Genomic DNA, 12486 nt, shown 5'->3' on the forward strand with positions numbered 1-12486 from the left:
CGGCGGTTCAGCGCCCGATGCGCTCGGCGATCAGCGGTCCGCCGTCCTGCACGGGCTCGCCGGGGTCGCCGATCCGGTAGGCGCCCTCCACGGCCTCCAGGGCCCGCGCGAAACGCTCGGGTTCGTCGGCACTGAGGGTGAACAGGGGCTGGCCGGCGCGCACGGTGTCGCCGGGCTTGGCGTGCAGGTCGATACCGGCGGCGTGCTGCACGGGATCCTGCTTGCGGGCGCGGCCGGCGCCGAGGCGCCAGGCGCCGATGCCGAACGGCAGGGCCTGCTGCTCCACGAGCACCCCGTCGCGCGTGGCGGTGACGACGTGGGTCTCGCGGGCCACGGGCAGCGGCGCGTCGGGGTCGCCGCCCTGCGCGCGGATCACATTGCGCCACTTGTCCATGGCGCGCCCGTCGGTGAGGGCGGACTCCACATCGACGTCGGTGATGCCCACCAGCGCGAGCATCTCCCGGGCCAGGGCCACGGTGAGCTCGACGACATCCGCCGGCCCGCCGCCGGCGAGAACCTCGACCGATTCACGCACCTCGTTGGCGTTGCCGATCGCGAGCCCGAGCGGCACGTTCATGTTGGTGAGCAGAGCGGATGTCGCCACACCGGCGTCCTCCCCGAGCGCCACCATGGTGTGGGCCAGTTCGCGGGAGCGTTCGATGTCTTTCAGGAACGCGCCCGACCCGAACTTGACGTCCAGGACGAGGGCGCCGGTGCCCTCCGCGATCTTCTTCGACATGATCGACGACGCGATCAGCGGGATCGCCTCGACGGTGCCGGTGATGTCGCGCAGCGCGTAGAGCTTGCCGTCGGCCGGGGCCAGACCGCCGCCGGCGGCGCAGATCACGCCGCCGAATTCCTGCAACTGCGCGAACATCTCCTCGTTGGTCAGATGCGCACGCCAGCCGGGGATGGATTCGAGCTTGTCGAGGGTGCCGCCGGTGTGGCCGAGGCCGCGCCCGGAAAGCTGCGGCACGGCCGCGCCGAAGACGGCCACCAGTGGCATCAGCGGCAGGGTGATCTTGTCGCCGACGCCGCCGGTGGAGTGCTTGTCGGTGGTCGGCTTGCCGAGGCCGGCGAAGCTCATCCGCTCACCGCTGTTCAGCATGGCCATGGTGAGATCCTTGATCTCGCGGCGGTTCATGCCGTTCAGGAAGATCGCCATGGTCATCGCGGCCATCTGCTCGTCGCCGACGTAGCCGCGCGTGTACGCGTCGATCAGCCAGTCGATCTGCGGCGTGCTGAGTTCTCCCCGATCACGCTTGGCGTGGATCAGGTCCACGGCGTCGAAGGCCTCGATACGGTTCTGGCTGGTGCTCACGGCTACTCTTCCTGGTATTCGGCGAGCTGCCTCGGCCCGAAGGCGTCCGGCAGCACTTCATCGATGGTGCGCACACCCGACACGGTTTCCAGCAGCATGCCGGGTGCGGAGTGTTCGTACAACAACTGGCGGCAGCGGCCGCAGGGCATCAGCGTGCGCCCGTGGCCGTCGACGCAGGTGAACGCCACCAGGTGGCCCCCACCGGTCAGGTGCAGCACGGAGACGAGGGCGCACTCGGCGCAGAGGGTGAGACCGTAGGAGGCGTTCTCGACGTTGCATCCGCTGATCACCCGCCCGTCAGAGACGAGCGCCGCGGCGCCCACCGGAAACTTCGAGTACGGCACGTAGGCCTTGCCCATGGCGGCGGTCGCGGCCTCCCGCAGCACACCCCAGTCGATCTCGCCGGCTGCGGGCAGCGCGCCCGGCATCATGGCGGTCACGATTTGATGTACGGCTTGCCGGATGCCGCCGGTCCCCGGGACGTTCCAACGAACCCGGCGACGGCGAAGATGGTGACCAGGTACGGCAGCATCAGCATGAACTCGCTCGGCACCGGCGACCCGATGATGCTGAGCACGTTCTGCAGGTTGGTCGCGAAGCCGAACAGGAGGGCGGCCAGGGTGGCCCGGATCGGATCCCAGCGGCCGAAGATCACGGCCGCGAGGGCGATGAAGCCGGCTCCGGCGGTCATCTCCTTGCCGAACGCGCCGACCGAACCGAGGGTGAAGTAGGCGCCGCCGAGGCCGACGATCGCGCCGGCGAGCGACACGTTCCAGAACCGGGTGCGGCCGACGTTGATGCCCACGGTGTCGGCCGCCTGCGGGTGCTCGCCCACGCTGCGCAGGCGCAGGCCCCATTTGGTGTGGAAGAGGCCGTAGTACACCACGGCGACGGCCACGTACATGATGTAGACGATCAGCGTCTGGCGGAAGAAGACCGGTCCGATGATCGGGATCTCGCTGAGCAGCGGGATATTGATGCGCTCGAAACGCGGCGGCTGGTTGAGCAGCGCCGCGTTGGGCGCCATCACCTGGGAGTAGAGGAAGCCGGTGACGCCGATCACGAGCACGTTGAGCACGACACCGACGATGACCTGGTCGACGAAGTACTTGATCGAGAACGAGGCGAGCACCATCGAGACGAGCACACCGGCGAACATGGCGGCGATGAGGCCGAGGATGGGCTGGTTGGTCAGTGAGGCCACCATGGCCGAGGTGAACGCCCCGGCGAGCAACTGGCCCTCGATGGCGATGTTGACCACGCCGACCCGCTCCGAGATGACGCCGCCGAGAGCACCGAAGATCAGCGGCACGGCCAGGCTGAGCGAGCCGAAGAGCAGCCCGGGCACCGGGATGGTCTCGCCGGCGGCGGCCCAGGCCAGGAATCCGATCAGGAAAAGCACGGCGAAGACGGCGATCAGCCAGATCGGCACCTTGCGCCGGGACTGCACCAGAGCGGCGCTCACGCCCGTGATCAGGAGCAGCAGCACGCTGATGACGATGCCGGTCAGCAGGGTGGGCAGCTCGAGATCGGGAAGCTGGATCAGGTCGCTCGTGGTGGAGAGCCGCATGGTGCTGACACCCTCGCGGCCGAAGGCCACGAAGAGCAGGAACCCGAAGACGGTGAAGATCCCGAGGGCGATCGGAGCCTTCCAGCTCTTCACATTCTCGAAGTCGGGGCGATCGTCCGCGGCGGGCGAAACGGGCTGGACGGCCGGAGCAACGGTGCTCACTTTGCAGCCACCTCCTGGGAAACGTTGGGCCGTGCACGGCGGGGCGCGGAGCCAGGAGCCGGCAGGCGGAAGATGGCCCGCACGAGCGGCGGGGCCGCGATGAAGAGCACGATCAGAGACTGAACGACGAGCACGATGTCGATCGGCACACCCTCGGCCGCCTGCATCGAGAAGCCGCCGGCCTTGAACGCGCCGAACAGGATGCCGGCCGCGAACACACCCCAGGGTTTGGACCGGCCCAGCAGCGCGACCGTGATCGCGTCGAAGCCGATGCCCGAGTCGAGTCCGGCGCCGAAACCGCTGGTCGTGGTGCCGAGCACCTGGTTGATGCCGGCCAGGCCGATCAGTCCGCCCGAGAACAGCATCGCGTAGACGTAGATGCGCTTGACGCTGATGCCGGCCACGCGCGCCGCGTTCGGGTTCAGTCCCACGGCCCGGAACTGGAAGCCCAGGTTCGACCGGGACAGCAGCCACCAGGTGAAGACCGTGGCGGCGATGGCCAGGATGAACCCGAAGTGCAGGGAATAGGTCGAGCCCAACAGATCGGGGAAGACCGCGGTGGCCTTCGTCGCCGGGCTCTTCGGGTTGTTCGATCCCGGGGTCTTCAGGAAGCCCTCGCGCAGCAGGTAGCTGACCAGATAGAACGCGACGTAGTTGAGCATGATCGTCGTGATCACCTCGTGGGCGCCGGTGCGGGCCTTGAGCAGACCCACGATCCCACCCCAGAGGGCGCCGCCGAGGATGCCGGCCACCAGCGCCGCGACCATGTGCAGGCCGTAGGGCAGGTCGACCGCGAAGCCGACCCAGCCGCCGAGGGCCGCGGCGATCAGCATCTGACCGCGGCCTCCGATGTTGAACATTCCCACCCGGAAGCCCAGCGCCACGCCGAGCCCGGCCATGATCAACGGGGTCGCGAAGGTGAGCGTCTCGGTGAGCGGCTTGATGCCGGCCGCGAAGCTCGGGCGGCGGAAGTTGTAGACCGAGCCCTGGAACAGGGCCGAGTACGCGCCGGCCACGGAGTTCCAGATTTCCCGCAGCAGGTCGCCCGGCCGGGAGAAGAAATAGCCGGCCGCCTCCTGCACTCCGTCGTTGGTGAAGGCGATCATGATGCCGCCGACGAAGAGGGCGAGCACGACGGCGAGCACGGAGATGATCGCGTTGCCGGTGGTGATCTCGCGGAACGCCTGGTTCCAGCGGGACGGCTGGTCGGGCTCCGGCTTCGCCGGTGTTCCAGACGTGGTCGTGGGACCCTGTGTCGCGCTCACGCGGCAGCTCCTTCTCCGGCGGGCGTTTCGCCGGCCATCATCAAACCGAGTACGGCGCGCGGCGTGTCACCGGGAACGATGCCGACGATGCGACCGCGGTACATGACCATGATCCGGTCGGCGAGGGCGGCCACCTCGTCGAGCTCGGTCGAGATGACGATGACGGGCGTGCCGGCATCGCGGGTGGCCACGATGCGTTCGTGCACGAACTCCACCGATCCAACGTCGAGCCCGCGGGTGGGCTGGGCGGCGATGAAGAGGCGCAGGTCGCGGCCGAGCTCGCGCGCGAGCACGACCTTCTGCTGGTTGCCGCCGGAGAGCTTGCCGACCGGGGTCTCGATGCCCTGGGCCCGCACGTCGAACTCCGTGACCTTCTTCTCGGCGAACGCGGCGAGGAAAGTGCGCTGCACGTTCCACCGCTTGACGAAGGGAAGCGCGTTCGAGCGGTCCAGCATCAGGTTCTCGGCGATGGTGAACTCGCCGACCAGGCCGTCTTCGTTGCGGTCCTCGGGAACGAAACCGACTCCGGCGTCGAGCACCTGGCGCACCGAGTGCCCGCGCAGCGACTTGCCCTCGAGGATGATCTCCCCCGAAACCCGCGATTGCAGGCCCATCAGCGCCTCGGTGAGGTCGGTCTGGCCGTTTCCCTGCACCCCGGCGATGGCGAGGATCTCGCCCCGGTGCACGTCGAAGCTGACGCTGTTGACCAAAACCTGGCCGTGAGGGTCGAGCACGGTGAGGTTCTTCACCGAGAGAACCGCCTCACCGGGCACGGCCGGGGACTTGTCCACGGTGAGGTCGACCGCACGGCCGACCATCTGGGTGGCCAGTTCGACGTTGCTGGCGGTCGGGGACGCCTCGCCGACGACCTTGCCCAGACGGATGACGGTGATCCGGTCGGCGACCTCGCGCACCTCCCGCAGTTTGTGGGTGATGAAGACGATGGAGGTTCCGCTGGCCTTGAGCTGGCGCATGATGACCATGAGTTCGTCGGTCTCCTGCGGCGTGAGCACGGCGGTGGGCTCGTCGAAGACGAGCACCTTCGCGTCGCGCGAGAGCGCCTTGATGATCTCGACCCGTTGCTGCACGCCGACGGGGAGGTCTTCGACCAGCGCATCCGGGTCGACGTCGAACCCGAATCGCGCGGAGATCTCACGCACGTGTTTGCGGGCCGCCGGCAGGTCGAGACGACCGCCGCTTTTGGTCTCCTCGTGCCCCAGCATGACGTTCTCGGCGACGGTGAACACCGGGATGAGCATGAAGTGCTGGTGCACCATGCCGATGCCCGCGGCCATGGCATCGCCGGGGCCGCTGAAGTGCTGCACCACGTCGTCGAGCAGGATGTCGCCCTCCTCGGCCCGGTACAGGCCGTAGAGCACGTTCATCAGGGTGGATTTCCCCGCGCCGTTTTCGCCGAGCAGTGCGTGGATTTCTCCGGCCTCGACGGTGAGGTCAATGTGGTCATTCGCGACCAGGGCACCGAATCTCTTCGTAATGCCTCGAAGTTCGAGCTTCATGTGGACGATTCTATTCAGTGACGAGCGAAAGTTGATGCTCTTGCTCATATGTTGGCGGGGTGGCGGGGTTCGTTCGACTGTGTATCAGGCCGGCCGGCGCTGCCGCCCGGTTAACGCAGGAGGGGAGGCCCGCATGGTGCGTGCCTCCCCCGACTGCCTTTTAGTGCTACTTCGGGGTCGCGGGCGACTCGATCTTGAGCGTGCCGCTGATGATGTCGGCCTTGATGGCCTCGATCTCGGTCATGACCGCGGGGTCGACCTTGGATTCCCAGTCGTGGAGCGGGGCGATGTCGACGCCCTTGTTCTCGAGCGTGCCGACGTACGGGTCGGCCGAGAATGTACCCTCGGCGTCGTCGAGGATGATCTGCTCGGTGGCATCCGTCATCTGCTTGAGCACCGAGGTGAGGTACAGCGAAGCGAATTCGGGCGTGGTCTCGAACAGGTCGCTGTCGACACCGATGATGGCGACGTCCTTGCCGGAGTCCTGGATGGCCTGAGCGGTGCCCTGGAAGAGCGGTCCGGCGACCGGGAGGATGATGTCAGCGCCGCCGTCGATCAGCCCGGTGCTCAGCGCCTTGCCCTGGTTGATGTCGTCGAAGCCACCGGCGAACAGACCGGTCTGTGCGGCCTTGTCCCAGCCGAGGACCGTGACGTTGGTGCCCTTTTTCTCGTTGTGGTACGCGACGCCGTCGACGAAACCGTCCATGAAGATGGTGACCGACGGGAACTGGAGTCCACCGAAGGTGCCGACCACACCGGTCTTGCTGGTGCCCGCAGCCAGGTACCCGGCCAGGAACGCGGCCTGCGCGGTGTCGTACAGCACCGGCTTCACGTTCTCGAGCTCCAGCGGGCTGAAGTCGTCGTTGGAGAGCGCGGAGTCGATCAGTGCGAAGTTGGTGTCCGGCGCGGCCTGGGCGGCGTCGCGGGTGGCGTTGGCCAGGGCGAAGCCGACCGTGAGGACGAAGTCGCAGCCCTGGTCGACCATGCTGGAGACGTTCGGGCCGTACTGGTCTTCCGACTTGGACTCGGCCTGCTGGAATTCGATTCCCAGCTCGTCGGACGCCTTGGTGATGCCCTCGAAGCTGGACTGGTTGAAGGACTTGTCGTCGAAGCCGCCGAAGTCGGAGACGATGCAGGGCAGGTAGTCCGATTCGGCGCCACTCCCGGAACCCTCATCGGTCGGCGCCGGCGCGCAGGCTGCGAGAAGGGCCACGACGCCCAGCGTGGCAAGGCCGCTGAAAGCGACCCGTCGTTTCATGATTGTCATAATGACCTCCAATGGTCGCCCGGCGCGGGTTCGCAAGGGGCTGTATTGGAGTACACGCTACCGAATGATTCTCTGCTCAAAGGAGCAAACCCGGCCTGCGCGCGAAAGGTTATCAAGACGCGATACTCGGCCGTGGCGGTGCCGCCCGCCACCCCGGCCGCGTCGAGCGCGAAATCGCCCCCGATCGGGGGGTTCGGTGTCGGCTAGAGGACGTCGCTGCTGCCCGAAAGCTTCAGTGCATCCACGACGGCCTTGACCTTCTGCGCGTTGGCGCTGGTCGTGATGAGGAGGGCGTCCGGGGTGTCGACCACCACGATGTCCTCGACGCCGATCAGGGCGATCATGCGCCCGGTGTGACTGACCACGATCCCGCTCGAGGAGTCGGCGAGGACCCGGGCACCCTCGCCGAGGATGGCGAGGTCGCGCTTGCGGCCATTGGCGTGGATCTTCGCGATCGAGGCGAAGTCGCCGACGTCGTCCCAGTCGAACTGGCCGGGGATCACGGCGAGCTTGCCTCGGGTGGCCGCCGGTTCGGCGACCGAATAGTCGATCGCGATCTTCTTCAGGCGGGGCCAGACGCGGTCGACCACGGCGCCGCGGCGCGGGGTGTCCCAGGCGTCGGCCAGCTCGAGCAGTCCGGCGAGCAGGTCGGGCTCGGACGCCCCGATCTCTTCGAGCAGGCGGTCGGCACGGGCGATGAACATGCCGGCGTTCCAGTAATAGGTGCCGGTGGCCAGGTATTCCTGGGCGGTGGCCAGGTCGGGCTTCTCCACGAAGGAGTCCACCGACAGGGCGCTGGCGGCGCCGGCGATGTCCAGCGGGCCGGCGGTCTTGATGTAACCGAAGCCGACCGCCGGTTCGGTGGGCTGGATGCCGATGGTCACGATGTACCCGGCATCGGCGGCGCGCACGGCGTCGGCGACCGCCTGGCGGAACTGGGCCTCGCCCTTGATCACATGGTCCGCGGCGAAGGAGCCGATGATGACGCCCGGTTCGCGTTTCTGCAGGATCGCCGCGGCCAGGCCGATGGCGGCCGTCGATTCGCGCGGCTCGCTTTCGAGCACCACATTCAGGTCGGCCAGTTCGGGCAGCTGCGCTTCGACGGCGGCCCGGTGCGCGCGGCCGGTGACGACCATGATGCGCTGCTCGCCCGACAGCGGCGCGAGACGATCCCAGGTGGCCCGGAGCAGGGTCTGGCCGGAGCCGGTCAGGTCGTGCAGGAATTTGGGGGCGTCGGCGCGGGACAGCGGCCACAGCCGGGATCCGATTCCGCCGGCCGGAATCACGCTGTAGAAACGATCGAGTGGTTCCGTTGATTCAAGCATGCGGCCAGACTACCCGCCCGGTCCGTGCCGTTCACGGTGCGTTCACCTGCCCGCCGGAGGGCGTGCCTACGCTCGCCTCATGAGGGTTGCCCTGATCACCGAAAGTTTCCTGCCCACGATCAGCGGAGTCACGACGAGCGTGTGCAAGGTGCTCGAGCACCTCGCCCGCACCGGCCACGACGCGATGGTCATCGCTCCGGCCGGCGCTCCCGCCGAATACGCCGGGTTCCCGGTGCACGCCGTCCCCGCGGCGCGCTACCGGCAATTCCCGGTGGGAATGCCCAGTCCCCAGGTGCACCGTCTGCTGGCCGATTTCGCCCCGGACGTGCTGCACGCCGCCTCGCCGTTCCTGCTCGGCGCCCAGGGCATCGCGGCCGCGAACCGGCAGGACGTGCCCAGCGTCGCCGTCTTCCAGACGGATGTCGCCGGTTACGCCCGCCGCAACCGGCTCGGCCCGGCCGCGCAGTCGGCCTGGCGTTTCGTCAAGTGGGTGCACGAGGGAGCCGACCTCACCCTGGTTCCCTCCTCCGCATCGATGACGGACCTGCGCCGGGTCGGCCTGCGCCGGCTCGCGCACTGGAGCCGCGGTGTCGACCTGGTCGGCTACCACCCGAACCGGAGATCCGACCCCGAGGTGACCGCCCTCCGGCGCCGGCTGGCCCCGAACGGCGAAGTCGTCGTGGGCTACGTCGGCCGCCTGGCACCGGAGAAGCAGGTGGAGAGGTTCCGGGCCCTGCGGGGGATGCCGGGCATCCGTCTCGCCCTCGTCGGCGACGGCCCCTCGAGGCCGGCGCTCGAGCGGGAGCTGGCCGGGATGCCGGTGACCTGGCTCGGCCGCCTGGATGGGCCGGACCTCGCTCGGGCCTACGCGAGCTTCGACCTGTTCCTGCACGCGGGCACGGAGGAGACCTTCGGCCAGACCCTGCAGGAGGCGCACGCCGCCGGCCTGCCGGTCGTGGCCCCGCGGGCCGGGGGCCCGATCGACCTGGTCAACCACGGCGAAAACGGTTTCCTCTTCGTTCCGGACGACGACCGGGACCTGCGCGCCTGCGTCAGCCGGCTGGTCCTGGACCCCGGCCTCCGGCGGAGGATGGGCGAGGCGGGACGCCGGAGCGTGCTCGGCCGGTCCTGGGAGAACGTCTGCGGCGCACTGCTCGGGCACTACGAGCAGGTCATCGACGAACGGGCCGCCGTTCGCGCCATGGTTGCGGTTCCGCTGTCAATGCAGCGCTAGCCGGGCATTCGCGTTTTATCTCGGCGCAGAGACACTTATGATTGTGTTACGTGCGTATTGCGCATTGCCGGTCTGCTTCGTCGAGGCCGCTATTCAGCCAGGGAGGGTTGGTCATGCCAGAGCAGGCAGCGACACTGACATCCCAGCAGAAGACGACGTCACGTCGCCCCGCCGGAACCCTGTATCGGGGCCGCGAGGGCATGTGGTCATGGGTCCTCCACCGCATCACGGGTGTTGCGATCTTCTTCTTCTTGCTGGTTCACATCTTGGACACCGCGCTGGTGCGTGTCAGCCCGGAAGCCTACAACGCGGTCATCAGCAGCTACCAGACTCCGATCATGGGTCTCGGTGAGACCGCGCTCGTCGCGGCCATCGTGTTCCACGCCTTCAACGGGCTGCGGATCATCCTGATCGACTTCTGGAACGCCAAGTATCAGAAGGCCATGTTCTACGTCGTGATCGCCCTGTGGGTGGTAACGATGCTCGCCTTCGTGCCGCGCCACCTGATCAACGTGTTCAGCCACTAGAACGGGGAGAGCCATGACATCCACAATCGAAGCTCCCCGCAGCCCCTACTCCCGCGCTCCGCGTTCCCGCGGCGTGAACTGGGAAAAATGGGGCTGGATCTACATGCGCGTCTCCGGCGTCGTGCTGGTCGTGCTCATTTTCGGCCACCTCTTCGTCAACCTGATGGTCGGCGAGGGCGTCAGCGCCCTCAACTTCGCCTTCGTCGCCGGCAAGCTGACCACCCCGTTCTGGATGGTCTGGGACGTGCTGATGCTCTGGCTCGCCCTGATCCACGGCGGCAACGGCATGCGCACGCTGGTCAACGACTACGCCACGCAGCGCCTCACCCGCGGCATCCTGAAGTCCGCCATCCTGGCGGCCGTCGTGATCCTGATCGTGCTCGGCACGCTCGTGGTCTTCACGTTCGATCCCTGCCCGGCCGGCTCGCCCGCCGATCTTCTTCCCTCGTTCTGCTCGGCCAGCTAGGAGCTGCAAACACTCATATGTCAACGGATGCTGTAACCGCGCCCTCCGAGCCCACCGTCGTCGACGGCGTGCACTACCACAAGTTCGACATCGTCATCGTGGGAGCCGGCGGTGCCGGCATGCGTGCCGCCATCGAAGCCGGCTCCGGCGCCAGCACGGCCGTGATCTCCAAGCTGTACCCGACGCGGTCGCACACCGGTGCGGCGCAGGGCGGGATGGCCGCGGCCCTCGCCAACGTCGAAGAAGACAACTGGGAATGGCACACCTTCGACACGGTCAAGGGCGGCGACTACCTGGTGGACCAGGACGCGGCCGAGATCCTCGCCAAGGAAGCCATCGACGCGGTCATCGACCTCGAGAACATGGGCCTGCCCTTCAACCGCACGCCCGAGGGCAAGATCGACCAGCGCCGCTTCGGCGGACACACCAGTGACCACGGCAAGGCACCGGTCCGCCGGGCCTGCTACGCCGCGGACCGCACCGGCCACATGATCCTGCAGACGCTCTACCAGAACTGCGTCAAGCGCGGCATCAACTTCTTCAACGAGTTCTACGTGCTCGACCTGGTCATGACCGAGGTTGACGGGGTCGACCAGCCGTCGGCCGTGGTCGCCTACGACCTGTCCACCGGCGAGCTGCACGTCTTCCAGGCGAAGGCGTTCATCTTCGCCACCGGCGGGTTCGGCAAGATCTACAAGACCACCTCGAACGCGCACACCCTGACCGGCGACGGCGTGGGCATCGTGTGGCGCAAGGGCCTGCCGCTCGAGGACATGGAGTTCTTCCAGTTCCACCCGACCGGCCTGGCGGGCCTGGGCATCCTGCTCACCGAAGGCGCGCGCGGCGAGGGAGCCATCCTCCGCAACGCCGCCGGCGAACGGTTCATGGAGCGCTACGCGCCCACCATCAAGGACCTCGCCCCGCGTGACATCATCGCCCGCTGCATGGTCAAGGAGGTCGCGGAAGGCCGCGGCGCCGGGCCCAACAAGGACTATCTCTACCTCGACTGCACCCACCTCGGCGCCGAGGTGCTCGAGACCAAGCTGCCCGACATCACCGAGTTCGCCCGCACCTACCTGGGCGTCGACCCGGTCACCGAGCCGGTGCCGGTCATGCCGACCGCGCACTATGCGATGGGCGGCATCCCCACCAACGTGGACGCGGAGGTGCTGCGCAACAACACCACCGTGGTTCCCGGCCTCTACGCGGCCGGCGAATGCGCCTGCGTGTCCGTGCACGGGTCCAACCGTCTCGGCACCAACTCTCTGCTCGACATCAACGTCTTCGGCAAGCGCGCCGGCAACAACGCCGTCGCCTACGTCAAGACGGCCCAGTTCACGCCGCTGCCGGCCGACCCGGCCAAGGGTGTGCGGGAACTGCTGGAGGGCATCCGCACCTCCACCGGCACCGAACGCATCGCCGTGCTCCGCAAGGAGTTGCAGGAGACGATGGACGCCAAGGCGCAGGTGTTCCGCACCGACGAGTCGCTCTCCGACGTCACCACCGTGATCCACGGTCTGCGCGAGCGGTACAAGAACATCGGCGTGCAGGACAAGGGTCGCCGGTTCAACACGGACCTGCTCGAGGCCGTCGAACTCGGCTTCCTGCTCGACCTGGCCGAGGTCGTCGTGTTCTCCGCACGCAACCGCAAGGAAAGCCGCGGCGGGCACATGCGCGACGACTTCCCCCTGCGCGACGACGCCAACTATCTCGTGCACACCATGGCCTACCTGACCGGAGACCCGCTCTCCGCCGACGCCGCCGACCACATTGCGCTCGACTGGAAGCCGGTCACCATCACGCGCTACCAGCCGATGGAAAGGAAGTACTGA

11 protein-coding genes are annotated in these 12486 nt (G+C 67.7%); 4 read left to right on the plus strand and 7 right to left on the minus strand.

Features of this window, described 5'->3' with window-relative positions; translation table 11 throughout:
* Positions 1 to 7: 7 nt before the first annotated feature.
* From E3T23_RS11290 to E3T23_RS11320, 7 genes are all read right to left on the minus strand, one after another.
* A complete protein-coding gene (locus E3T23_RS11290; protein WP_134370472.1) occupies positions 8 to 1321 on the minus strand; it encodes a thymidine phosphorylase in 1314 nt (437 codons plus the stop codon).
* 2 nt (positions 1322 to 1323) lie between these two features.
* The gene (locus tag E3T23_RS11295) at positions 1324 to 1752 is read right to left on the minus strand and encodes a cytidine deaminase (protein WP_134370506.1); all 429 of its coding nucleotides are present in this window, start codon (positions 1750 to 1752) and stop codon (positions 1324 to 1326) included.
* Positions 1753 to 1757: 5 nt separating this feature from the next.
* Positions 1758 to 3053, minus strand: a complete 1296-nt coding sequence (locus tag E3T23_RS11300) for an ABC transporter permease (RefSeq protein WP_420898324.1) — start codon at positions 3051 to 3053, stop codon at positions 1758 to 1760.
* On the minus strand, positions 3050 to 4318 hold the full coding sequence (locus E3T23_RS11305; RefSeq protein ID WP_174843875.1) for an ABC transporter permease: 1269 nt from the start codon (positions 4316 to 4318) through the stop codon (positions 3050 to 3052). Before E3T23_RS11305 ends, E3T23_RS11300 begins: the two co-directional genes overlap by 4 nt.
* Positions 4315 to 5835: an ABC transporter ATP-binding protein gene (locus E3T23_RS11310; protein ID WP_134370473.1), complete on the minus strand. Its 1521-nt coding sequence runs from the start codon at positions 5833 to 5835 to the stop codon at positions 4315 to 4317. Before E3T23_RS11310 ends, E3T23_RS11305 begins: the two co-directional genes overlap by 4 nt.
* A gap of 166 nt (positions 5836 to 6001) precedes the next feature.
* Complete coding sequence (locus E3T23_RS11315) at positions 6002 to 7102, minus strand: BMP family lipoprotein (RefSeq protein ID WP_134370474.1); 1101 nt, start codon at positions 7100 to 7102, stop codon at positions 6002 to 6004.
* Positions 7103 to 7305: 203 nt separating this feature from the next.
* Complete coding sequence (locus E3T23_RS11320; protein ID WP_134370475.1) at positions 7306 to 8427, minus strand: mannose-1-phosphate guanylyltransferase; 1122 nt, start codon at positions 8425 to 8427, stop codon at positions 7306 to 7308.
* Positions 8428 to 8506: 79 nt separating this feature from the next.
* Here E3T23_RS11320 and E3T23_RS11325 point away from each other — a divergent pair, with 79 nt between their 5' ends.
* From E3T23_RS11325 to sdhA, 4 genes are all read left to right on the plus strand, one after another.
* The gene (locus E3T23_RS11325) at positions 8507 to 9661 is read left to right on the plus strand and encodes a glycosyltransferase family 4 protein (RefSeq protein WP_134370476.1); all 1155 of its coding nucleotides are present in this window, start codon (positions 8507 to 8509) and stop codon (positions 9659 to 9661) included.
* A 113-nt stretch (positions 9662 to 9774) separates the two neighbouring features.
* Positions 9775 to 10188 carry a succinate dehydrogenase, cytochrome b556 subunit gene (gene sdhC, locus E3T23_RS11330; RefSeq protein WP_134370477.1) on the plus strand — a complete coding sequence of 138 codons (414 nt, stop codon included), beginning with the start codon at positions 9775 to 9777 and terminating at the stop codon, positions 10186 to 10188.
* A gap of 13 nt (positions 10189 to 10201) precedes the next feature.
* A complete protein-coding gene (locus E3T23_RS11335) occupies positions 10202 to 10654 on the plus strand; it encodes a succinate dehydrogenase hydrophobic membrane anchor subunit (protein ID WP_134370478.1) in 453 nt (150 codons plus the stop codon).
* 17 nt (positions 10655 to 10671) lie between these two features.
* Positions 10672 to 12486, plus strand: coding sequence for a succinate dehydrogenase flavoprotein subunit (gene sdhA / locus E3T23_RS11340; RefSeq protein WP_134370479.1), 1815 nt, complete (start codon positions 10672 to 10674; stop codon positions 12484 to 12486).

It is taken from the genome of Cryobacterium cheniae, from assembly GCF_004403395.1.
GTDB classification, from domain to species: Bacteria; Actinomycetota; Actinomycetes; order Actinomycetales; family Microbacteriaceae; genus Cryobacterium; species Cryobacterium cheniae.

Excerpts from the sequence above, each read along its gene's own strand:
- E3T23_RS11295 (WP_134370506.1), bottom strand. The coding sequence starts at position 1,752 with ATGATGCCGGGCGCGCTGCCCGCAGCCGGCGAGATCGACTGGGGTGTG.
- E3T23_RS11325 (WP_134370476.1), top strand. The coding sequence starts at position 8,507 with ATGAGGGTTGCCCTGATCACCGAAAGTTTCCTGCCCACGATCAGCGGA.
- E3T23_RS11315 (WP_134370474.1), bottom strand. The coding sequence starts at position 7,102 with ATGACAATCATGAAACGACGGGTCGCTTTCAGCGGCCTTGCCACGCTG.
- sdhA (WP_134370479.1), top strand. The coding sequence starts at position 10,672 with ATGTCAACGGATGCTGTAACCGCGCCCTCCGAGCCCACCGTCGTCGAC.
- E3T23_RS11310 (WP_134370473.1), bottom strand. The coding sequence starts at position 5,835 with ATGAAGCTCGAACTTCGAGGCATTACGAAGAGATTCGGTGCCCTGGTC.
- E3T23_RS11320 (WP_134370475.1), bottom strand. The coding sequence starts at position 8,427 with ATGCTTGAATCAACGGAACCACTCGATCGTTTCTACAGCGTGATTCCG.
- E3T23_RS11335 (WP_134370478.1), top strand. The coding sequence starts at position 10,202 with ATGACATCCACAATCGAAGCTCCCCGCAGCCCCTACTCCCGCGCTCCG.
- sdhC (WP_134370477.1), top strand. The coding sequence starts at position 9,775 with ATGCCAGAGCAGGCAGCGACACTGACATCCCAGCAGAAGACGACGTCA.